The organism is Streptomyces sp. NPDC003247, assembly GCF_042888135.1.
Lineage (GTDB): Bacteria > Actinomycetota > Actinomycetes > Streptomycetales > Streptomycetaceae > Streptomyces.
This window is the reverse complement of sequence record NZ_JBIAPF010000007.1, coordinates 285,601-307,097: the sequence shown is the minus strand read 5'-3', so window position 1 is coordinate 307,097 and position 21,497 is coordinate 285,601. Positions and strand designations below refer to the sequence as shown.

At 72.4% G+C, this 21,497-nt stretch carries 18 protein-coding genes and 1 tRNA gene; 7 read left to right on the top strand and 12 right to left on the bottom strand.

Features of this window, described 5'->3' with window-relative positions:
- Positions 1-51 precede the first annotated feature (51 nt).
- The 3 genes from ACFYWQ_RS24880 to pdhA are packed head-to-tail and all read right to left on the bottom strand — an operon-like array spanning position 52 to position 3,748.
- Positions 52-1,611: a dihydrolipoamide acetyltransferase family protein gene (locus ACFYWQ_RS24880; RefSeq protein ID WP_389519060.1), complete on the bottom strand. Its 1,560-nt coding sequence runs from the start codon at positions 1,609-1,611 to the stop codon at positions 52-54.
- Positions 1,611-2,615, bottom strand: a complete 1,005-nt coding sequence (locus tag ACFYWQ_RS24875) for an alpha-ketoacid dehydrogenase subunit beta (RefSeq protein ID WP_389519059.1) — start codon at positions 2,613-2,615, stop codon at positions 1,611-1,613. The genes ACFYWQ_RS24880 and ACFYWQ_RS24875 overlap by 1 nt, the downstream gene beginning before the upstream one ends.
- The gene (gene pdhA, locus ACFYWQ_RS24870; protein WP_389519058.1) at positions 2,615-3,748 is read right to left on the bottom strand and encodes a pyruvate dehydrogenase (acetyl-transferring) E1 component subunit alpha; all 1,134 of its coding nucleotides are present in this window, start codon (positions 3,746-3,748) and stop codon (positions 2,615-2,617) included. Before pdhA ends, ACFYWQ_RS24875 begins: the two co-directional genes overlap by 1 nt.
- Positions 3,749-3,938: 190 nt before the next feature.
- Here pdhA and ACFYWQ_RS24865 point away from each other — a divergent pair, with 190 nt between their 5' ends.
- Complete coding sequence (locus ACFYWQ_RS24865; RefSeq protein ID WP_389519398.1) at positions 3,939-4,424, top strand: Lrp/AsnC family transcriptional regulator; 486 nt, start codon at positions 3,939-3,941, stop codon at positions 4,422-4,424.
- A 19-nt stretch (positions 4,425-4,443) separates the two neighbouring features.
- Here ACFYWQ_RS24865 and ACFYWQ_RS24860 read toward each other — a convergent pair whose 3' ends face one another.
- The gene (locus ACFYWQ_RS24860) at positions 4,444-5,034 is read right to left on the bottom strand and encodes a TetR/AcrR family transcriptional regulator (protein ID WP_389519057.1); all 591 of its coding nucleotides are present in this window, start codon (positions 5,032-5,034) and stop codon (positions 4,444-4,446) included.
- A complete protein-coding gene (locus tag ACFYWQ_RS24855; RefSeq protein ID WP_389519056.1) occupies positions 5,031-6,554 on the bottom strand; it encodes a 3-hydroxyacyl-CoA dehydrogenase in 1,524 nt (507 codons plus the stop codon). The genes ACFYWQ_RS24860 and ACFYWQ_RS24855 overlap by 4 nt, the downstream gene beginning before the upstream one ends.
- A 212-nt stretch (positions 6,555-6,766) precedes the next feature.
- Here ACFYWQ_RS24855 and paaN point away from each other — a divergent pair, with 212 nt between their 5' ends.
- Positions 6,767-8,458, top strand: a complete 1,692-nt coding sequence (gene paaN, locus ACFYWQ_RS24850) for a phenylacetic acid degradation protein PaaN (protein ID WP_389519055.1) — start codon at positions 6,767-6,769, stop codon at positions 8,456-8,458.
- Positions 8,459-8,497: 39 nt separating this feature from the next.
- Here the strand turns inward: paaN and ACFYWQ_RS24845 are convergent, their stop codons facing one another.
- From ACFYWQ_RS24845 to ACFYWQ_RS24815, 7 genes are all read right to left on the bottom strand, one after another.
- On the bottom strand, positions 8,498-9,280 hold the full coding sequence (locus ACFYWQ_RS24845; protein ID WP_389519054.1) for a TrmH family RNA methyltransferase: 783 nt from the start codon (positions 9,278-9,280) through the stop codon (positions 8,498-8,500).
- Positions 9,277-10,503, bottom strand: a complete 1,227-nt coding sequence (locus tag ACFYWQ_RS24840) for an HTTM domain-containing protein (RefSeq protein WP_389519053.1) — start codon at positions 10,501-10,503, stop codon at positions 9,277-9,279. The genes ACFYWQ_RS24845 and ACFYWQ_RS24840 overlap by 4 nt, the downstream gene beginning before the upstream one ends.
- Positions 10,500-11,132, bottom strand: coding sequence for a DUF5819 family protein (locus ACFYWQ_RS24835; protein ID WP_389519052.1), 633 nt, complete (start codon positions 11,130-11,132; stop codon positions 10,500-10,502). The genes ACFYWQ_RS24840 and ACFYWQ_RS24835 overlap by 4 nt, the downstream gene beginning before the upstream one ends.
- Before the next feature lie 674 nt (positions 11,133-11,806).
- The gene (locus ACFYWQ_RS24830; protein WP_389519396.1) at positions 11,807-12,136 is read right to left on the bottom strand and encodes a rhodanese-like domain-containing protein; all 330 of its coding nucleotides are present in this window, start codon (positions 12,134-12,136) and stop codon (positions 11,807-11,809) included.
- Between the two features lie 145 nt (positions 12,137-12,281).
- Entirely contained in the window at positions 12,282-13,079 is a 798-nt protein-coding gene (locus ACFYWQ_RS24825; RefSeq protein WP_389519051.1) for a hypothetical protein, read from the bottom strand.
- A 45-nt stretch (positions 13,080-13,124) separates the two neighbouring features.
- On the bottom strand, positions 13,125-14,570 hold the full coding sequence (locus ACFYWQ_RS24820) for a DUF2252 domain-containing protein (RefSeq protein ID WP_389519050.1): 1,446 nt from the start codon (positions 14,568-14,570) through the stop codon (positions 13,125-13,127).
- A gap of 401 nt (positions 14,571-14,971) precedes the next feature.
- Positions 14,972-15,055: transfer RNA gene (locus tag ACFYWQ_RS24815), tRNA-Leu, on the bottom strand.
- A 451-nt stretch (positions 15,056-15,506) separates the two neighbouring features.
- On the opposite strand from ACFYWQ_RS24815, the gene ACFYWQ_RS24810 reads away from it, so the two are divergent.
- From ACFYWQ_RS24810 to ACFYWQ_RS24790, 5 genes are all read left to right on the top strand, one after another.
- Complete coding sequence (locus ACFYWQ_RS24810) at positions 15,507-16,370, top strand: FhaA domain-containing protein (protein WP_389519049.1); 864 nt, start codon at positions 15,507-15,509, stop codon at positions 16,368-16,370.
- A gap of 10 nt (positions 16,371-16,380) precedes the next feature.
- The gene (locus ACFYWQ_RS24805) at positions 16,381-16,893 is read left to right on the top strand and encodes an FHA domain-containing protein (protein ID WP_389519048.1); all 513 of its coding nucleotides are present in this window, start codon (positions 16,381-16,383) and stop codon (positions 16,891-16,893) included.
- 140 nt (positions 16,894-17,033) lie between these two features.
- On the top strand, positions 17,034-18,563 hold the full coding sequence (locus ACFYWQ_RS24800) for a Stp1/IreP family PP2C-type Ser/Thr phosphatase (protein ID WP_389519047.1): 1,530 nt from the start codon (positions 17,034-17,036) through the stop codon (positions 18,561-18,563).
- Positions 18,564-18,590: 27 nt separating this feature from the next.
- Positions 18,591-20,030 carry an FtsW/RodA/SpoVE family cell cycle protein gene (locus tag ACFYWQ_RS24795; RefSeq protein ID WP_389519046.1) on the top strand — a complete coding sequence of 480 codons (1,440 nt, stop codon included), beginning with the start codon at positions 18,591-18,593 and terminating at the stop codon, positions 20,028-20,030.
- On the top strand, positions 20,027-21,493 hold the full coding sequence (locus ACFYWQ_RS24790) for a peptidoglycan D,D-transpeptidase FtsI family protein (RefSeq protein ID WP_389519045.1): 1,467 nt from the start codon (positions 20,027-20,029) through the stop codon (positions 21,491-21,493). Before ACFYWQ_RS24795 ends, ACFYWQ_RS24790 begins: the two co-directional genes overlap by 4 nt.
- Positions 21,494-21,497: the final 4 nt, after the last annotated feature.

Sequence of the window (21,497 nt, the reverse complement as noted above, 5' to 3'; positions counted from 1 at the left end):
CCGAGTATGCGCGGCCCGCCGATCACGGGGAACGCGTGGGCGGCCGCGTCATCACAGTGTGCGCAGCAGTACCGCCGGCTGTTCCACGCAGTCCGCCACGTAACGCAGGAATCCGCCCGCCGTACCCCCGTCGCACACGCGGTGGTCGAAGGTGAGCGAGAGCTGGACGACCTGGCGCACCGCCAGCTCCCCGTCGTGCACCCATGGCTTGGGGGCGATGCGGCCGACGCCGAGCATGGCCGCCTCGGGGTGGTTGACGATCGGCGTGGAGCCGTCGACGCCGAACACGCCGTAGTTGTTCAGCGTGAAGGTCCCGCCGGTCAGATCGCCCGGAGTGAGGGTCCCGGACCGGGCCGCGTCCGTGAGGCGTGCGAACTCGGCGCTGAGCCCCTCGGCGTCCCGGGCGTGCGCGTCGCGGACGACGGGGACGACCAGCCCCCGCTCGGTCTGGGCGGCGAACCCGAGGTGGACGTGGTCGAACCGGACGATCTCCCGCGCCTCGGCATCGACGGTGGAGTTCAGCTCCGGGAACCGGGCCAGGGCAGCGGTGCAGATGCGGGCCAGCAGCGCCAGGAGGGAGATCTTCGGGCCGCCGACGGCGTTCATCGCCGTGCGGGCGCGCATCAGTTCCGTGGCGTCGGCGTCCACCCAACAGGTCGCGTCGGGGATCTCGCGGCGGCTGCGGGAGAGCCTGTCGGCGGCGGCCCCGAGCACGCCCCTGAGCGGGATGCGGTGCTCTCCCGCGAGCGCCGGAGAGGCGGCGAACGTCGGTGGTACGGGAGCGGGCCGGGAGGCGGGGGCCGGTGGCGCGGGGACCTGGGGGGCGGCGGGAGCCGAGAGCGCCGCCGGCGCCTGCTGTCCGGCCGGCGGCCGTGCGGTCCGGCTCCGGGCGGCGGCCACCCGCAGCGCGTCCTCCACGTCCGCCCGCAGGATCAGACCGTCCGGGCCGGACCCCTTCAACTGGGCGAGGTCCAGGCCGTTCTCCCGGGCGAGACGGCGCACCAGCGGGGAGATCACCGGGACGGGACCGTCCGCCGTGGAGTCGCCGGGGCCTCCGGCCCGCCCCTGGGCCGCCGGGGGCGCGGAGAAGGACGCGACGGCTGGCTCCTGACCCGCGGAGGGCGCGGGCGGGGCTGACGGAGCCGTCCGGGCCGACCCGCCCTCCGGCGTCGGCTGTCCCGCCCGCGTCGGCTGCGGCGGCCGTACCCGGCGCCGTCGCGCGGGCGCCTCCGACGTGCCGTACCCCACCAGGACGTTGCCCGAGCCCTGGGCACCTGGGGCCGGTGCGTCCGGTCCACGGGTGCCCGCGCCCTGGACGCCGCCGCCCCGGGTGTCCGAGTCGTCCGCCGGTTCGTCGGAGGGCGGTCCGCCGACCGCGACGGTCAGCAGCGGGGCGCCGACCGGCAGTTCGGTGCCCTCCTCGCCGAACCGGGCGGTGACCACGCCGCCGTAGGGGCACGGCACCTCGACCATCGCCTTCGCCGTCTCGACCTCGACGACCGGCTGGTCGACGGCGACGACGTCACCGACCTGCACCATCCAGCGCACGATCTCCGCCCCGGTGAGCCCCTCCCCGAGGTCCGGCAGCTTGAACTCCAGCACCTGTGCCATCAGCTCTCGGCCTCCCACTGCAGACGCGCCACGGCGTCCAGGATGCGGTCGACGCCCGGCAGGTGGTGGCGCTCCAGCATCGGCGGCGGGTAGGGGATGTCGAACCCGGCCACGCGCAGCACCGGCGCCTCCAGGTGGTGGAAGCAGCGCTCCGTGACACGGGCCGCGATCTCCCCGCCCGGGCCTCCGAAGGAGCCCGATTCGTGGACGACGACCGCGCGGCCGGTCCGCCGTACCGAGGCGCAGACCGTCTCGTCGTCGAACGGCACCAGGGAGCGCAGATCGACGACTTCGAGGTCATGGCCCTCGGCGCCGGCCGCCTCGGCGGCTTCGAGGCAGACCGGCACCGACGGCCCGTACGTGATGAGTGTGGCGCTCCGGCCCGAGCGCCGCACCACCGCGCGGCCCACGGGTTCAACGGCCGGCGGTTCGTCCGGGTTCCAGGAGTCCTTGGACCAGTACAGGCGCTTGGGTTCGAGGAAGACGACCGGGTCGTCGGAGGCGATGGCGGCGCGCAGCAGGCCGTAGGCGTCGGCGACCGTGGCGGGCGTGACGACATGGAGCCCCGGAGTCGCCATGTAGTACGCCTCGGAGGAGTCGCTGTGGTGCTCGACGCCGCCGATGCCGCCGCCGTAGGGGACGCGGACGGTGATCGGCACGGGCATGCGGCCCCGGGTGCGGTTGCGCATGCGGGCGACATGGCTGATGAGCTGCTCGAACGCCGGGTAGGCGAAGGCGTCGAACTGCATCTCCACGACCGGCCGCAGCCCGTACATGGCCATGCCGACGGCCGTGCCGAGGATGCCCGCCTCGGCGAGCGGCGTGTCCGTGCAGCGGTCCTCGCCGAACTCCTCGGCGAGCCCGTCGGTGACCCGGAAGACGCCGCCGAGGGTGCCGACGTCCTCGCCCAGGACGTGCACGGACGGATCGGCGGCCATCGCGTCGCGCAGCGCGCGCGTGAGGGCCTGCGCCATGGTGGCGGTCCCGGCGGCGACGGTGGTCATCAGTGCCCCCCTTCCCGCTCCGCGTCGAGCTCGGCCCGCAGCAGGGCCCGCTGCTCGCGCAGCTGGGGGGTGGGTTCGGCGTACACGTGGGCGAACAGGTCCATGGGGTCGAGCGTCGCATCCCGGTGCATGCGGGCGCGCAGGTCGGCGGCCAGGGCCTCGGCGGCGTCCCGCGCGGCCCGCTTCTCCCGCTCGTCGAGCAGCCCGCGGGCGGTCAGCTCGTGTTCCAGCAGCAGGATCGGGTCGTGCTCGCGCCAGGTCTCGATCTCGGCGTCGCCGCGGTAGCGGGTCGCGTCGTCGGCGTTGGTGTGGGCGTCGATGCGGTAGGTGACGGCCTCCACCAGCGTCGGTCCGCCGCCCGCGCGCGCGTGCCGTACGGCGTCGGACAGCACCTGGTGCACGGCGACCGCGTCGTTGCCGTCGACGAGCCGGCCCGGCATGCCGTACCCGACGGCCTTGTGGGCCAGGGAGGGGGCGGCGGTCTGCTTGGCGAGCGGGACGGAGATCGCGAAGCCGTTGTTCTGGACGAGGAAGACGACCGGTGCCTGCCAGACGGCGGCGAAGTTCAGCGCCTCGTGGAAGTCGCCCTCGCTGGTGCCGCCGTCGCCGACCATGGCGAGCGCGACCACGTCGTCGCCCTTCAGGCGGGCGGCGTGGGCGAGGCCCACGGCGTGCGGGAGCTGGGTGGCGAGCGGGGTGCACAGGGGGGCCACCCGGTGCTCCAGGGGGTCGTAGCCGGTGTGCCAGTCGCCGCGCAGCAGGGTCAGGGCCTCGACGGGGTCCACGCCGCGCGCGACGGCCGCGAGGGTGTCGCGGTAGCTGGGGAAGAGCCAGTCCCGCTCCCGCAGGACGAGCGCGGCGGCGATCTCGCAGGCCTCCTGGCCGGTGCTGGAGGGGTAGACGGCGAGGCGGCCCTGCTTGGTGAGGGCGGTGGCCTGCGCGTTGTACCGGCGGCCGCGCACCAGCTGGGCGTAGAGCCCGCGCAGCAGCTCCGGGTCGGCCTGCGCGGCCGCTTCGGTGCCGAGCACGCGGTGGGGCTCGGCGTCGGGCAGCAGCGGCGCGGGGTCGGTGCGGGGCTGCCAGGCGGGCGGCGGGGTCGACCGATACGCGCCCCGCTGCTCCATGACCGTCATGACGGCACCTCCTCGTGGGGGTGGCTACGGGAGGCGGGTCGGCTGTGACCCGCCTCACCTACCGATTGTTCGGTCGTCGGCACATTTTGGCTACTGGCCCCCCGAGGCTGTGGACAAACGGTTCTCCACAGCCTGAGATGGACGCAGGTCGTCCACGGCGGAGAGGCGGGGGGACATGACACCTGAACAAATGGCCGACAGTCCGGACGGCGGCTCGCCGCAGGCCCCGCCCCGCCCGCTGGACGCCATCGATCAGGACATCCTCCGGATGCTCCAGGCGGACGGCCGCGCCTCGATACGGTCGATCGCCGAACGGGTCCACGTCTCGCGCGCCAACGCCTACGCACGCATCAACCGGCTGCTCGACGACGGCGTCATCCGCGGCTTCGGCGCCCGCGTCGACCACGAGCGCGCGGGCCACGGCACGTCCGCGTACATCACGCTGAAGATCGTCCAGAATTCCTGGCGCACGGTGCGCGAGCAGCTCAGACAGCTCCCCGGCGCCTCCCACATCGCGCTGGTGGGCGGCGACTTCGACGTGCTGCTGCTGGTGCACGCACCCGACAACAGGGCGCTGCGCGAGCTGGTGCTCACCCGGCTCCAGGCCATTCCCCAGGTGCTCAGCACGCGCACGCTGCTGGTGTTCGAGGAGGAGGACCTGGAGCCGCAGGGGTGACCCGGAAGCGTCCTGGCCCTCAGCCCTCCCGGCGCAGCCCCGAGAAGACCAGCCGCGCCACCGCGTCGGCCACCTCCCGCTCGCCCATGCCCCGCCCGTCCGGCCGGTACCACTCGACGATCGAGTTGATCATGCCGAAGACCAGCCGGGTCGCCAGCCGCACCTCGACGTCGCCGCGCACGTCCCCGTCGGCGGCGGCCGCCTTCAGCAGCGCGGCGACCCGGTGGTCGAAGTCGCGGCGGCGCTCCAGGGCCCACCGCTCGGTGTCGGTGTTGCCGCGCACCCGCAGCAACAGGGTCACGTAGGGCAGTTCGGCTATGAGCACCTCGACCATGCGCCGCACGACGTACTCCAGGCGCTCCGCGGCCCGCCCCACGCGCGCGTGCTCCTCGTCGAGGATCCCGAAGAGGCCGTCCAGCGCCCGGCTCACCGCGCGCCGCAGCAGCTCCTCCTTGCCGGAGACGTGGTGGTAGATCGACGACTTGGAGATGCCGGCCGCCCGGGAGAGGTGCTCCATGGAGGTGCCGTCGTAGCCGCGCTCGTTGAAGACCTGCACGGCGACCGAGAGCAGGGTCTCCGGGGTGTACGTGTCCCGCTTGGCGGTGGTCATGAGGTCCCCTCCCGCCGGTCGGCGGCGTGTCCGTGGCGGTACAGCGCGAGCGAGGGCGCGTAGCGGCCGGAGGGTTCGCGCAGATGCAGCTCCTCCAGCAGGTCGTGCGCCCAGGTCCTGCCCAGCCTGCGGCTCCACTCGAAGGGGCCGAGGGGGTAGTTGACGCCCAGGCGCATCGCGGTGTCGACGTCCTCCTCGGTGGCCACGCCCTTGGCGACGGCGTCGTGCGCGAGGTCGACGATCCGCGCGACCGTCCGGGCGACGATCATGCCGGGGACGTCGCCGATGACGCTGACGTCCTTGCCGAGCGCCTGGAACAGGCCGATGGCCTCGGACAGGGCCTGCGGGGAGGTGTCCTGGGAGGCGGACAGGGCGATCCGGGTGGCCTTGCGGTAGTCCAGGGCGAGGTCGAAGTAGACGACGTCGCGGAACTCGACGGAGGTCTGGCCGTCGGCGAGCGCGAGATGGCCGCCGCCGGGCAGCATCAGGCGGGTGCCGTGGTCCTCTTCCTCCTCGTGGACCGGGATGCCCGCCTCGCGGATCATCGCGAGCAGCTCCGCGGCGGGACCGAGGTCGCCCTCGGCGACGACGTGGGCGGGTGGCCGGTGCCGCTCCGCGGTGTGCGGCTCGGGACGCTCGCCGGCCCCGGCGTCACCGCGGTGGTCGAACCAGCCCTGACCGGTCTTGCGGCCGAGGCGGCCGGACTCGACCAGCCGGCGCTGGGCGAGCGAGGGGGTGAAGCGCACGTCCTGGAAGAAGGCCTGCCACACGGAGTGCGTGACGGACTCGTTGACGTCCTGCCCGATCAGATCGGTCAGCTCGAACGCGCCCATCCGGAAACCGCCCGACTCGCGCAGGACGGCGTCGATGGTGGCGGGGTCGGCGCCCTGGGACTCGTAGACCGCGAAGGCCTCGGCGTAGAAGGGCCGGGCGATGCGGTTGACGATGAAGCCGGGGGTGTCGGCGCAGGCGACCGGCGTCTTGCCCCACGCGCGGGCGGTCTCGTACGCGCGCGTGGCCGAGGTGACGTCGGTGGCGAAGCCGGAGACGACCTCCACCAGCGGCATCAGCGGCGCCGGGTTGAAGAAGTGCAGGCCCACGAAGCGGCCCGGGTTGCGCAGGGCGCCGCCGACGGCCGTCACCGACAGGGAGGAGGTGTTGGTGGCGAGCAGGCAGTCCTCGCCGACGACGTCCTCCAGCGCCCGGAACAGCTCCTGCTTGACGTCCAGCCGCTCCAGGACGGCCTCGACGACCAGCGCGCAGTCGGCGAGGCCGGCGAGGCTGTCCACGGGCAGGAGGCGGGCGCGGGCGGCGTCCCGCTCGGCGGCGGTGAGCCGGTCCTTCTCGACGAGCCGGTCGAGGCGGGCGCCGATCGCGGCGGACGCTTCCCGGGCGCGGCCGGCCACGGCGTCGTACAGCCGTACGGGGTGGCCCGCGACCAGCGCGACCTGGGCGATGCCCTGGCCCATGGTGCCGGTGCCGACGACGGCCACGGGGCTGCTGAGGTCGAGTGCTGTCATGTGCGCGATCCTCCCGCACGGGGTTTTCCACAGATGCGGCAGGCCCCCTTGTCCCGACCGATCGTTCGGTTACTCTAACTCTGACTGGCCGAACCGTCACCCGCCTCCACCACGACGGAGGCGCCCCGCACCGCGTCTCCCGATGTCCTGCCCTTCTTCCGCCCAGGTCATGAGCTCGACGAGGAGCTCTCACGACGAGGAGTTGGTCCCGCATGGCCGCCGAACCCACCGCACCCGATCTGATCGCCAGGCACCGGCCCACCCTCGACCAGGCCCTGGAAGCGATCCGCACCCGCGCGTACTGGTCCCCGCACCCCGAACACCCCAAGGCCTACGGCGAGCACGGCAGCCTGGACGCGGCCGCGGGCAAGGCGGCCTTCGACGCCCTGCTGGGCACCCGCCTCGACCTGGGCCAGCCCGGCACCGACGACTGGGTGGGCGGCGAGGTCTCCCCGTACGGCGTGGAGCTGGGCGTGACGTACCCGCACGCGGACGTCGACGTACTGCTGCCCGCCATGCGGGCCGGCCAGCGGGCCTGGCGCGACGCGGGGGCCGAGGTCCGCGCGGTGACCTGCCTGGAGATCCTCAAGCGCATCAGCGACCGGACGCACGAGTTCGCGCACGCCGTCATGCACACCTCCGGCCAGGCCTTCATGATGGCGTTCCAGGCGGGCGGCCCCCACGCCCAGGACCGCGGTCTGGAAGCGGTGGCGTACGCGTACGCCGAACAGACCCGCACCCCCGACACCGCCGAGTGGACCAAGCCGCAGGGCAAGCGCGACCCGCTCGCGCTGACCAAGCGGTTCACACCCGTCCCGCGCGGTGTCGCCCTGCTCATCGGCTGCAACACCTTCCCGACGTGGAACGGCTATCCGGGCCTGTTCGCCTCCCTCGCCACCGGCAACGCGGTCCTGGTCAAGCCCCACCCGCGCGCGGTGCTGCCGCTCGCGCTCACCGTGCGGATCGCCCGCGAGGTGCTCGCCGAGGCCGGCTTCGCCGCCGACCTGGTCGCGCTCGCCGCCGAACGGCCGGGCGAGGGCATCGCCAGGACCCTGGCCCTCCGGCCCGAGATCAAGATCATCGACTACACCGGTTCGACGGCCTTCGGCGACTGGCTGGAGGACAACGCCCGCCAGGCGCAGGTCTACACGGAGAAGGCCGGCGTCAACACGATCCTGGTCGACTCCACCGACGACTACCGGGGCATGCTCTCCAACCTGGCCTTCTCGCTGTCCCTGTACAGCGGCCAGATGTGCACCACCCCGCAGAACCTGCTGATCCCCCGCGACGGCATCCGCACCGACGAGGGCCCCCGCGGCTACGACGAGGTCGTCGCCGACCTGGCCCGCTCGGTCGACGGCCTCCTCGGCGACGACGCGCGCGCGAACGCCCTGCTCGGCGCCATCGTCAACCCCGACGTCAAGGCCCGGCTCGAAGCGGCGGCCGGGCTCGGCGAGGTGGCCCTCGCCTCCCGCGAGGTGCCCCACCCGGACTTCCCCGACGCGGTCGTGCGCACCCCCGTGATCGTGAAGCTGGACGGCGCCAAACCGGACGACGAGGCCGCCTACATGAGCGAGTGCTTCGGACCGGTCTCCTTCGCCGTCGCCGTCGACTCGTCCGCGGAGGGCGTCGAGCTGCTGCGGCGCACCATCCGCGACAAGGGCGCGATGACGGTCGGCGCGTACACCTCCGACGCGGAGGTCGAGCGGGCCGTCGAGGAGGTCTGCCTGGAGGAGGCCGCCCAGCTGTCCCTCAACCTCACCGGCGGGGTCTACGTCAACCAGACGGCCGCCTTCTCCGACTTCCACGGCTCGGGCGGCAACCCGGCGGCCAGCGCCGCCCTCACCGACGGCGCCTTCGTCGCGAACCGCTTCCGGGTGGTGGAGGTGCGCCGGGAGGCCTAGGGCGCCGCGGAGATCCGTCAGAAGCGCCCTGGACCTGTCCTAGATCGTGTCCGGCCCGGGGAAGCCGTCCCGGAGTTCCGTGCCCCCGCCCCCGGCGCTCCAGTGGTACAGCGTCATGGCCACGCTGGTGGCGAGGTTGTAGCTGGAGACCTGGGGCCGCATCGGCAGGGCGAGCAGCTGGTCGGCCCGCGCACGGAGCGCGGCGGACAGCCCGCTGCGCTCCGAACCGAAGGCGAGGACGGCGTCGTCCGGGAGCTTCACGCCGCGGAGGTCCTCGCCCTCCGGGTCGAGCGCGAACACCGGGCCGGGCGGCAGCTCGTCGACGGCCAGCCGCTCCACGGTGGTCGCGAAGTGCAGCCCCGCACCGCCGCGCACCACGGTCGGATGCCAGGGGTCGAGCGTGCCGGTGGTGACCACGCCGGTCGCCCCGAAACCGGCCGCCAGGCGGATCACGGCCCCCGCGTTCCCCAGGTTGCGCGGCTCGTCGAGCACCACGACCGGCGCCGTGCGCGGCAACCGGGACAGCGCGAGCAGACGCGCCTCCCGGGAGGGCCGTACGGCCAGGGCGGCCACGGCGGTGGGATGCGGACGCGGCACCAGCGAGGCGTACGTCGCCTCCGGCACCTCCGTCAGCAGCGCGTCCAGCGTCCGCCGGACGTCGGGGGCGAGCTCGTCGGCGAGGGCGAGCGCCGCCCGCCGGTCGACGGCGACCGCCACCGGGATCTCGGCCCCGAACCGCACGGCGTGCTTCACGGCGTGGAAACCGTCGAGGAGCACGCGGGCGTCGGCCGTCCGGCGCCACAGGGCGAGGGGGTCGGTCATGCCGTGAAGCCTACGCGGCTGGGCTCGGCGTCCTGGGGCGTCCGCGGGCCCGGCGGCGGCTCCGCCGCGACGGCCCGGGCCCCCGGACGGGCCAGGATCGCCACGCCCGCGCGGGCCGCCCATCCGCCGAGCCGGCGCAGGAAGGGCGTCGGCAGGAAGACCGCGTCCGCCGCGATCATCGCGAGCGAGAAGAACGGCAGCCCGAGGACCACGGCGATCGCCGCGTGCTCGATCATCATGACCACCAGCAGGACGTTCTTCACGCGCCGGTTGAACAGCGTGAAGGGGAAGGCGACCTGCACGGCCACCGTCCCGTAGGTCACCAGCATGACCATGGTGCCGCTGGAGGACAGCAGCTCGCCCAGGGCGGGCCAGGGCGAGAAGTAGTCCAGGTGCAGGGGGTAGTAGACGGCGGTGCCGTCCTGCCAGCGGGAGCCCTGGACCTTGTACCAGCCGGCCGTCGCGTAGATCAGACAGGCCTCCGCCATGATCACCAGCAGGGCGCCGTTGTGCAGGATGTTGGCGACGACGTCCAGCAGGATCCTGGGTTCCGCGGACCGTGTCAGACGCCCCACGGCCCACCACAGGCCCTGTGCGGCCCACACCGCCCACAGGATCGCCGGCACGACCGGATCGCCCTCCAGGCGTCCCGTCCCGGTCGCCACGACCAGCACCAGCCCGAACACACCCCACAGGGCGGGCCCCACCCGGTCCGTGACCCGCTCTCCGCGCGCGCGTGCCCCGGCCTCGCGCCGCGCCCGCCGCGCGTCCAGCGACCACACCTGGGCGCAGCGCGTGAACACGAGGTAGAGGGACATCAGGTGCATCACGTTGTCGCCGCCGTCGCCCACGAAGACACTGCGGTTCTGCAGCGACAGCACGCCCGCCATGAACAGCACCGACACCGTGCGGGTGCGCCAGCCGAGCAGCAGCAGCGCGCTCGCCAGCACCGCGCACGCGTAGACGAGCTCGAACCAGACCCGCCCGTCCGACCACATCAGGGCCGAGAAGGCGCCGTTGCCGTCGATCAGCCGCCGGGCCAGCTCCCAGCTCCAGGGGCCGTCGGGACCGTAGAGCTCCTCGCGGTGCGGATACTCACGCAACAGGAACAGCAGCCAGGTCAGGCTGAAGCCGATCCGGACCACGGCGCTCTGGTACGGCCCGAGCGCGGCCCCGGTCACACGGGCCATCGCCGCGGACACCGATAGGGACAACCGGTTCACCGCGCACCTCCCTCGGCGGCCGGAACCGACCACCAGGGCAGCACGCGGTACACCGGCCGCGACGTGACCTGGTCGGAGACCCAGGGAGGCGTCGGCACGTTGGTGGTGCGGGAGCGGACCTGGACCCGCTCGATCAGGCCGCCCTCCCCGGCCGCGCCGCCACGCTCCAGGCGACCGACGACGATGCGGCGCAGGTACTCCTCGGACAGGGCGCTGCGCGAACCCACCGCGCGGTCGTCGGCGTCGTGCGAGCCCAGGTAGAAGTCCCAGGCGCGGCGCAGCTCGTTCTGCTGGGTGTGGCTGGGCACCAGGTTGCCGTCGATGGCCCGGCCGTCCTGCGCGGAGAGGTCGAACCAGCCGGTGGTGCGCGAGGAACCGTCCGCGGTGCGGACGTCGGCGCGGACCTGCACGGCGATGTTCTGCTGGAGCGGGTTCGGCGCGAACAGCTTCCAGTTCTGCTCGAACTCCGGGTAGATCCAGTCGTCGATCGCGTCGCCGTGTGCCTTGGTGACCGTGTTGGACGGCGCGACGTGCAGGAACACCATGCCCAGGTGCGCACAGACGGTGACCGCGACGACCGCGAGCGCCAGGGCGGCGGCGATCTGGTAGCGGGGGGAGAGGGCGGCCACACCGGTACGCGGACCGGCTTCGGGGGCGGGGAGGGGGGCGGGGGCGGGGGCGGGGCTGTCGCCGGGGCGACCCCGGGGTATTCCGGCGGCGGGCGGATGGTCCTCACCCTCGGCGCCGGCAACAGCCGGGCGGCGTTCGGGCGGTGGCCCTTCCGTGGGCCTGTCCGTCTCGGGAGTCCGCACCGCCTCCTCCGCCTCCTCCGCCTCCTCCGCTTCCCGCGGAGCGTCAGAGCCTCCGTCGTACGCGTTCATTCCGCCCCGTTCCCCGATTCCGGTCCGTTCGACTGTGCGGCATCGGCTGCGCGCGGCGCCGCGGCGGCCGCCCGTGCGCCCGCGCTCCCGGGCTCGACCGCATCCCCGGGCACGACCGCGCCCCGGGCACCGCGCACCACCGCGCACAGCCGGACGGCCTTCGCACGGCCGTCTCACAGTCGTCGCACGGAACGGTACTCAGACCCGCCCGCTCCGCGCAGCCCTCCCCCCGGACCGCCCCGTCCGGACTCGGGACGAAAGGGGCCCACGGCACACCCCGGACCTCACGGCACCCCGAACGCCACTCGCCGACCCCACTCATGACACACCGTCAGATCGAACGACCCGTCCGAAGGGCGCCGGAGGAACCCGCAGAGCACCGGAGAAACCGCGGAACCCGCAGAACCCGCGGAACCCTCGCGCTAGAGGACGAAACCCGGCCGTCCCTCGTCGGTCACGACCGGACGGCCGACCGTCGCCCAGTACTGCATGCCGCCTTCGACGTTCACCGCGTCGATGCCCTGCTGCACCAGGTACATCGTGACCTGGGCCGAACGGCCACCGGAGCGGCAGATCACATGGACCCGCCCGTCCTGCGGCGCCGCCTCGGTCAGCTCGCCGTACCGCGCGACGAACTCGCTGATGGGAATGTGCAGTGCCCCCTCGGCATGACCCGCCTGCCACTCGTCGTCCTCGCGGACGTCCAGCAGGAAGTCGTCGTCCTTGAGGTCCCCGACCTCGACCGTGGGCACACCAGCTCCGAAACTCATACTCCCGACGCTACCGGACGGCACACACCCCGACCGGACCGCCGCCATCGCCCCACGCCGCCGTCACCACCGCCGCGCCGTCATCCTCACCGCCCGCCCCGACACGGCCCCGGCCCCGCCCGGGCGACTACCCCACCAGCTCCGCCAGCTCGGCCTCCTTCTTGGCGACCTCCGCCAGCAGCTGGTCGGCGATCTCGTCGAGGAGACGGTCGGGATCGTCCGGTGCCAGCCGGAGCATCCCGCCGATCGCGCTCTCCTCCAGCTCGCGGGCGACCATCGCGAGCAGTTCCTTGCGCTCGGCGAGCCACTCCAGGCGGGCGTAGAGCTCCTCGCTGGGGCTCGGCTTGCGTTCTGCGGGCGCCGGACCGGCCGCCCACTCCTCGGCCAGGGTCCGCAGCGCGACCTCGTCGCCACGGGCGTAGGCGGCGTTGACGCGGGTGATGAACTCCTCGCGCCGCGTCCGTTCCGTCTCCTCCTGCGCCAGGTCCGGGTGGGCCTTGCGGGCCAGCTCGCGGTAGAGCTTGCGGGCCTCGTCACTGGGCCGCACCCGCTCCGGCGGCCGCACGGGCTGCTCGGTGAGCATCGCCGCGGCCTCCGGGAACAGCCCGTCACCGTCCATCCAGCCGTGGAACAGCTCCTCGACCCCGGGCATCGGCAGCACCCGCGCCCGCGCCTCGGCCGCCTTGCGCGCGTCCTCCGGATCACCGCTGCGGGCGGCACGGGCCTCGGCTATCTGCGCCTCCAGCTCGTCGAGCCGGGTGTACATGGGACCGAGTTTCTGGTGGTGGAGCCGCGAGAAGTTCTCGACCTCGACGCGGAAGGTCTCCACCGCGATCTCGAACTCGATCAGCGCCTGCTCAGCGGCCCGCACGGCCTGCTCGAGCCGCTCCTCGGGCCGCGCCTGCTCAGCTTCGGGGGTCGTCACCCGACCAGCGTAGGCCACGGGCGGGCGGGCACCGTGACCCTCGCCTCACACGCCGGTCTCCGCCGCGATCCTCCCCGCCCGCACCGCCGCCACCAGGTCCGCGTGGTCAGCCTCCGTGCGGTCGGCGTACGCGACGGCGAACGCCGCGACCGCCTCGTCCAGCTCGTCGTTCTTGCCGCAGTAGCCGGCGACGAGGCGGGGGTCGGCGCTGTGGGAGTGGGCGCGGGCCAGGAGGGCGCCGGTCATCCGGCCGTAGTCGTCGATCTGGTCGGCGGCGAGGGCGGCCGGGTCGACGCTGCCCTTGCGGTTGCGGAACTGGCGGACCTGGAAGGGGCGGCCGTCGACGGTGGTCCAGCCGAGCAGGATGTCACTGACGACCTGCATCCGCTTCTGGCCGAGGACCACCCGCCGCCCCTCGTGGCCCACGTCCGGGGTGTCGAGGCCGGCGGTCCGCAGGTGCGGCACCAGCGCCGACGGGCGGGCCTCCTTCACCTGGAGCACCAGCGGCTCTCCCCGGTGGTCCAGCAGCAGGACGACGTACGACCGGGTCCCCACGCTGCCCGTGCCGACGATCCGGAAGGCGACGTCGTGCACCGCGTACCGGGCGAGGAGGGGCAGGCGGTCCTCGGGGAGTGTGGTCACGTACTGCTCCAGGGACGCGGCGACCGCCGCCGCCTCCGCGTCGGACACGCGCCGCAGCACCGGCGGGGCGTCGACGAAGCGGCGCCCCCCGTCGGGTGTGGGCTCGGTCGACTTCGCCGCGAACCGCCCACTGGTGTTGGCCCGCGCCTTCTCCGAGACCCGTTCGAGGGTGCCGAGCAGGTCGTGGGCGTCGGTGTGGGAGACCAACTCCTCGTCGGCGATGGCGTTCCACGCGTCCAGCGCGGGCAGCTTCGCCAGCAGGCGCATGGTGCGGCGGTAGGCGCCGGCCGCGTCATGGGCCGCGCTGCGGCAGGTGTCCTCGTCGGCACCGGCCACCCGGCCCGCGAGCACCAGCGAGGTCGCGAGCCGCTTGAGGTCCCACTCCCAGGGGCCGTCGACGGTCTCGTCGAAGTCGTTCAGGTCGATGACCAGGTGGCCGCGGGCGTCGCCGTACAGACCGAAGTTGGCCGCGTGCGCGTCACCGCAGATCCTGGCCCGGATCCCGGTGAGGGGGGTGCGGGCGAGGTCGTACGCCATGAGGCCCGCCGAGCCGCGCAGGAACGCGAACGGTGTGGCCGCCATCCGTCCCACCCTTATCGGGGTGAGGTCGGGGATGCGGCCCCGGTTGGACTCCTCGACCGCCGTCACCGCGTCCGGGCGGGAGGCGTCCAGGTCGAGTCCGGCGTGGGCCGAGCGCGGCACCCGGTGGCGCAGCGCCTTGCCCTCCTCCTTGGGAGATCCCGCGGCAGGCCACTCGGCGAACCCGGGCACCCGCGGCAGCCGCTCTTTACCGACCGCATCCGCACCCGCGGCCCGCCCAGCTCCGCCCTCGGTCACATCGGCCACCATGACCGCCTCCCCCGCATGTCACGCGTCATTCGTACCCCGGCTCGACGAGACGAGCCGAACATCAACTCGAGCCGACCGTACAGCTCGACGGCCGAACCGCGTCAGACCTGTGGACAACTCCCCACCTGTGGACAACTCCCCCACGCCTCACGCCGGCGTCCCCCGCACACCCCGACATCCGGCCCGTGAGATAGCTCACGCGCGCGAACCCCGCACCCCACCCGCACCCGCCCCCCCCACACACACCCGCACCCGCGCTCGCACCGCAGCCCGCAGCCGTCCCCCTCACCCCGAACACCACACACCCCGACCAGAACCCACCGGCCACACCCCACCCCGAACATGAGCCAACCCGAACACGAAGAAGCCCCGCAGGTCTAAGACCTGCGGGGCTTCCGCTGTGCGCGAGGGGGGAGTTGAACCCCCACGCCCTTGCGGGCACTGGAACCTGAATCCAGCGCGTCTGCCTATTCCGCCACCCGCGCATTGGGTGTGTCCTCGGGCTTGTGGGCTTTTCGGCCCGGCGCCTTCCGACATGCAGAACATTAGCACGCTGGCGAGGGTGCGTTCACATCCCTTCTCCCTGGGCAGGGGGCCGTGGACGTGCGGCGACCCGAACGTCCCGGCGGCGACCGGTTCACGTATCAACCTCGTACCTATGACGGCCGTCTCCCCGGCAGCCGGGCCAGGTCCACAGTCAGGTGCGGGACACTGGTCCTCGGGCGCCTCTACGATCCTGGGCAGAAACAGGTACGGCCCCTGCCCGAGGCAGGGGAACGGATCCTGGGCAGAAGCAGGTAGGGAGAGGGTGTCGACACCCGTCGACGGGGCCGACAGGGGGAACCAGCCGATTCACCGGCGCGTGGATACGATCAGTAAGCAGTACCAGGTAAGCAGCAGGACGCGGGACGCAAGTCACGACGGAGGAGGTGCCCCATGGGAGTCCTGAAGAAATTCGAGCAGCGTCTCGAGGGTCTGGTCAACGGCACCTTCGCCAAGGTCTTCAAGTCCGAGGTCCAGCCCGTGGAGATCGCCGGAGCGCTCCAGCGGGAGTGCGACAACAACGCGACGATCTGGAACCGCGACCGCACGGTCGTGCCCAACGACTTCATCGTGGAGCTGAGCGCGCCGGACTACGAGCGCCTCAGCCCCTACTCCGGCCAGCTCGGCGACGAGCTCGCCGGCATGGTGCGCGACTACGCCAAGCAGCAGCGCTACACCTTCATGGGAGCGATCAAGGTCAACCTGGAGAAGGCGGACGACCTCGACACCGGCCTGTACCGCGTGCGCAGCCGTACGCTCGCCTCCTCCAGCAGCCAGGACCCCGAGCGCGCGCCCGCGGCCGGCGGCCAGCGCCCCGGCGGCTACGGCCATTCGCCCGCCGCCGCGCCGCCCATGCCGTCCTCCCCGCCGCCCGGCGCCCGTGCCGGCGGCTACGGCTACCCGCCCGCGGCAGGCGGCCAGCGCCCCGGCGCGGCCGGCGGCGGCGGTCCGGTCGGCGCACCGCAGCCCGGTTCCCGCACCCGCCACTGGATCGAGATCAACGGCACCCGCCACCAGATCTCCCGCGCCACGCTCGTACTGGGTCGCAGCACCGAGGCCGACGTGCGGATCGACGACCCCGGCGTCTCCCGCCGGCACTGCGAGATCCGGACCGGTTCGCCCTCGACGATCCAGGATCTCGGTTCCACCAACGGCATCGTGGTGGACGGGCAGCACACCACCCGCGCTACGCTCCGCGACGGCTCGCGGATCGTCGTGGGCAGCACCACCGTTATCTATAGGCAAGCCGAAGGGTGAAGCGGGGGCAATGTCAGAGCTGACCCTCACGGTCATGCGGCTGGGTTTCCTGGCCGTACTGTGGCTGTTCGTGATCGTGGCCGTGCAGGTCATCCGCAGCGACCTGTTCGGTACGCGCGTCACCCAGCGCGGCTCGCGCCGGGAGAGCGGACGGGCGCAGCAGGCCGCCCGGCAGGCCGCGCCCCCGCAGCAGCGCCAGCAGGCCGGCGGCGGCCGCCAGCGCCGTAACGCCCCCTCCAAGCTGGTGGTGACCGAAGGCACCCTCACCGGCACGACCGTCGCGCTCCAGGGCCAGACGATCTCGCTGGGCCGCGCGCACGACAGCACGATCGTGCTGGACGACGACTACGCCTCCAGCCGCCATGCCAGGATCTACCCGGACCGCGACGGCCAGTGGATCGTCGAGGACCTGGGCTCCACCAACGGCACGTACCTCGACCGAACGCGGCTGACGACTCCCACACCGATCCAGCTGGGCGCGCCGATCCGTATCGGCAAGACCGTCATCGAGCTGCGGAAGTAGTGCTACATCATGAGTGAGCGCGAGCGGAGCGAGCACGCAGCGGCGGCCGGCACCCCGGGCCCCGGCGCGCTCCCGACCGGAGGGTGGGCAGTGTGGCTCGACACGACCGGCTGTACCCGGGGCCGACGGGCGAGGTGGGCATGAGTCTGTCACTGCGCTTCGCCGCCGGATCGCACAAGGGGATGATCCGGGAGGGCAACGAGGACTCCGGTTACGCCGGTCCGCGCCTGCTCGCCATCGCCGACGGCATGGGCGGCGCCGCCGCCGGTGAGGTCGCCTCCTCCGAGGCGATCTCCACGATCGTCGCGCTCGACGACGACGTGCCCGGCTCCGACGTCCTCACCTCGCTCGGTACGGCCGTGCAGCGCGCCAACGACCAGTTGCGCGCCCTGGTCGAGGAGGACCCCCAGCTCGAAGGCATGGGGACGACGCTCACCGCCCTGCTGTGGACGGGCCAGCGGCTCGGCCTGGTGCACGTCGGCGACTCGCGCGCCTATCTGCTGCGCGACGGGGCGCTGACGCAGATCACCCAGGACCACACCTGGGTCCAGAGGCTGGTCGACGAGGGCCGCATCACCGAGGAAGAGGCCACCACCCACCCCCAGCGCTCCCTGCTGATGCGGGCGCTCGGCAGCGGTGAGCACGTCGAGCCCGACCTGTCGATCCGCGAGGTCCGGGCCGGTGACCGCTACCTGATCTGCTCCGACGGCCTCTCCGGCGTCGTCTCCCACCAGACCCTCGAGGACACCCTCGCCAGCTATCAGGGCCCGCAGGAGACCGTGCAGGAGCTGATCCAGCTCGCGCTGCGCGGCGGCGGCCCCGACAACATCACGGTGATCGTCGCCGACGTCCTCGACCTGGACACCGGTGACACCCTCGCCGGGCAGCTGTCCGACACCCCGGTCGTGGTCGGCGCCGTCGCCGAGAACCAGCACCAGCTGCACGACAACGGCATCATGCAGACCCCCGCCGGCCGCGCCGCGGGCCTCGGCCGCCGCGGCGGCGGACAGGGCGGCGGCGAGTTCGGCCCGCCCGGCTCCGGCGACGTGACCGGGTTCATCCCCACCGGCGGCTTCGGCGACTACACCGACGACGACTTCGTCAAGCCGCGCAAGGGCCGCAGGTGGCTGAAGAGATCCCTCTACGGCGGTCTCGCCCTCGCCGTCATCGGCGGCGGCCTGTACGGCGGCTGGCGCTGGACGCAGACGCAGTACTACGTCGGCACCAAGGGCGAGCACGTCGCGCTGTACCGGGGCATCAGCCAGGACCTGGCCTGGGTTTCGCTCTCGAAGGTGGAGAAGGACCACCCCGAGATCGAACTCAAGTACCTCCCCGAGTACCAGCAGAAGCTGGTCGAGGCGACGATCGCCGAAGGCAGCCTGTCCACCGCCCGGAAGAAGATCGACGAACTGGCCGTGCAGGCCTCCGCGTGCCGCAAGCAGGCGGAGACGGCCCAGCAGGCCAAGAGCCCGGGCGAGAAGACCTCCAAGACGGGCGAGGGCGAGGCCGGAGGCACCACGGGAACCACTCCCTCCTCCCTCACGTCCAAGGCGACACCGAGCCCCTCGGTGTCCGCGTCCCCGTCCGCAACCGCGACCGCCACTCCCAGCCCCGGCCCCAGCCTCTCGGAGGAGGAGCAGAAGGTCGTCTCGCTGTGCGGTAAGCAGTAGGCAAGCCGTGAGAGGCCCCGTCACACGATGAGCAGTTCAACCAACACGCCGACGCACCACACGTCCACGATCGGCTCGATCGGCACGCCGAGCCGGCGCAACACCGAGCTCGCGCTGCTGGTGTTCGCCGTCGCCATCCCGGTGTTCGCCTACGCCAACGTGGGCCTCGCCATCAACGAGCAAGTGCCCGCCGGCCTGCTCAGCTATGGCCTGGGCCTCGGCCTGCTGGCCGGCGTCGCCCACCTCGTGGTGCGCAAGTTCGCGCCGTACGCCGACCCGCTGCTGCTGCCGCTGGCGACCCTGCTGAACGGACTCGGGCTCGTCGCGATCTGGCGGCTGGACCAGTCCGAGCTGCTCCAGTCCATCCAGCAGGCCGGCACCGCCGCGCCGCGCCAGCTGATGTACACGGCGATGGGCATCGCGTTCTTCATCGCGGTGCTGATCTTCCTCAAGGACCACCGCGTCCTCCAGCGCTACACCTACATCTCCATGGTCGGCGCGCTGATCCTGCTGCTGCTGCCGCTGGTGCCCGGCCTCGGCAAGAACATCTACGGCGCCAAGATCTGGATCCAGGTCGGCAGCTTCTCCATCCAGCCCGGCGAGTTCGCCAAGATCGTCCTCGCGATCTTCTTCGCCGGCTACCTGATGGTGAAGCGGGACGCGCTCGCGCTCGCCAGCCGCCGCTTCATGGGCCTGTACCTGCCGCGCGGCCGCGACCTCGGCCCGATCCTGGTGGTCTGGTTCATCTCGATCCTGATCCTGGTCTTCGAGACCGACCTCGGCACCTCGCTGCTGTTCTTCGGAATGTTCGTCATCATGCTGTACGTCGCCACCGAGCGGACCAGCTGGATCGTCTTCGGTCTGCTGATGTCCGCGGCCGGCGCGGTCGGCGTGGCCAGCTTCGAACCCCACGTCCAGCAGCGTGTCCAGGCCTGGCTCGACCCGATGAAGGAGTACACGCTCTCCCGTGAGGGCGTCGTCGGCCACTCCGAGCAGGCCATGCAGGCGCTGTGGGCGTTCGGCTCCGGCGGCACCCTCGGCACCGGCTGGGGCCAGGGCCACTCCGAGCTGATCCGGTTCGCCGCCAACTCCGACTTCATCCTCGCCACCTTCGGCGAGGAGCTGGGCCTGGCGGGCATCATGGCGCTGCTGCTGCTGTACGGCCTGATCGCCGAGCGCGGTGTGCGCACCGCCCTCGCCGCCCGCGACCCGTTCGGCAAACTGCTCGCCATCGGCCTGTCCGGCGCCTTCGCGCTCCAGGTCTTCGTCGTCGCCGGCGGTGTGATGGGCCTCATCCCGCTCACCGGTATGACGATGCCGTTCCTGGCGTACGGCGGTTCCTCCGTCATCGCCAACTGGGCGCTCGTCGGCATCCTGCTGAGAATCAGCGACACCGCGCGCCGCCCCGCCCCGGCCCCCGCCGCCAACCCCGACGCCGAGATGACCCAGGTGGTCCGCCCGTCATGAACAAGCCCCTGCGCCGGATCGCGATCTTCTGCGGACTCCTGATCCTCACCCTGCTCATCCGCGACAACTGGCTCCAGTACGCCAAGGCCGACGACCTGGCCGGCGACGACGACAACCGCCGCGTCAACATCGCGCGCTACGCCACCCCGCGCGGCGACATCATCGTCGACGGCAAGGCGATCACCGGGTCCGTCGAGGCCACCAGCGGTGACTACAAGTACAAGCGCACCTGGACGAACGGCGCCATGTGGGCGCCCGTCACCGGCTACTCCTCGCAGGCCTTCGGCGCCAACCAGCTGGAGAAGCTGGAGGACGGCATCCTCACCGGCAACGACGACCGGCTCTTCTTCCGCAACACGCTCGACATGATCACGGGCAAGAAGAAGGAGGGCGGCAGCGTCGTCACCACCCTCAACGCCGCCGCCCAGAAGGCCGCGTACAACGGGCTGGGCGACAAGAAGGGCGCCGTCGCCGCGATCGACCCGACCACCGGCAAGATCCTCGCGCTGGTCTCCACGCCGTCGTACGACCCGTCGAAGTTCGCGGGGACGTCCGACTCGGACGCCGAGGCCTGGAAGGCCGTCCAGAAGGAGAACAACGAGGACGACCCGATGCTGAACCGGGCGCTGCGCGAGACGTACCCGCCGGGTTCCACCTTCAAGGTCGTCACCGCGGCCGCCGCGCTGGAGAACGGCGTCGTCTCGGGCATCGACGAGGCCACCGACACGCCGGACCCGTACCAGCTGCCGCAGACCACCACGGACCTCACCAACGAGCACGGCGACTGCGAGAACGCCACCCTGCGCGAGGCCCTGCGGGTCTCCTGCAACACCGTCTTCGCGAAGCTGGCCGACACCGTGGGCAGCGAGAAGATGATCGAGCAGGCGGAGAAGTTCGGCTACAACAACGCCGAGCTGGACACCCCGGTCCGCGCCTCCGAGAGCGTCTACCCCGAGGACAACCGCCCGCAGAACGCGATGGACGGCATCGGCCAGGCCTCCAACCGGGCCACCCCGCTCCAGATGGCGATGGTCGCCTCGGCCGTCGCCAACGACGGCAAGCTGATGAAGCCGTACATGGTCGACCAGCTCAAGGCCGCCAACCTCGACACCATCGAGACGACCGAGCCGCAGGAGCTGTCCCAGGCGGTGTCCTCGGAGACCGCGCAGAAGCTCCAGCAGATGATGGAGACGGTCGTGAAGACCGGTACGGGTACGAGCGCGCAGATCGACGGCGTCACCGTCGGCGGCAAGACCGGTACCGCCCAGCACGGCCTGAACAACAGCGAGAAGCCGTACGCCTGGTTCATCTCCTACGCCAAGCTGTCCGACGGCAGCTCGCCGGTCGCCGTCGCCGTGGTCGTCGAGGACGGCTCCGCCAACCGCGACGACATCACCGGTGGCGGTCTGGCCGCGCCGATCGCGAAGAAAGTGATGCAGGCAGTCATCGACAGCAAGAAGTGACCCC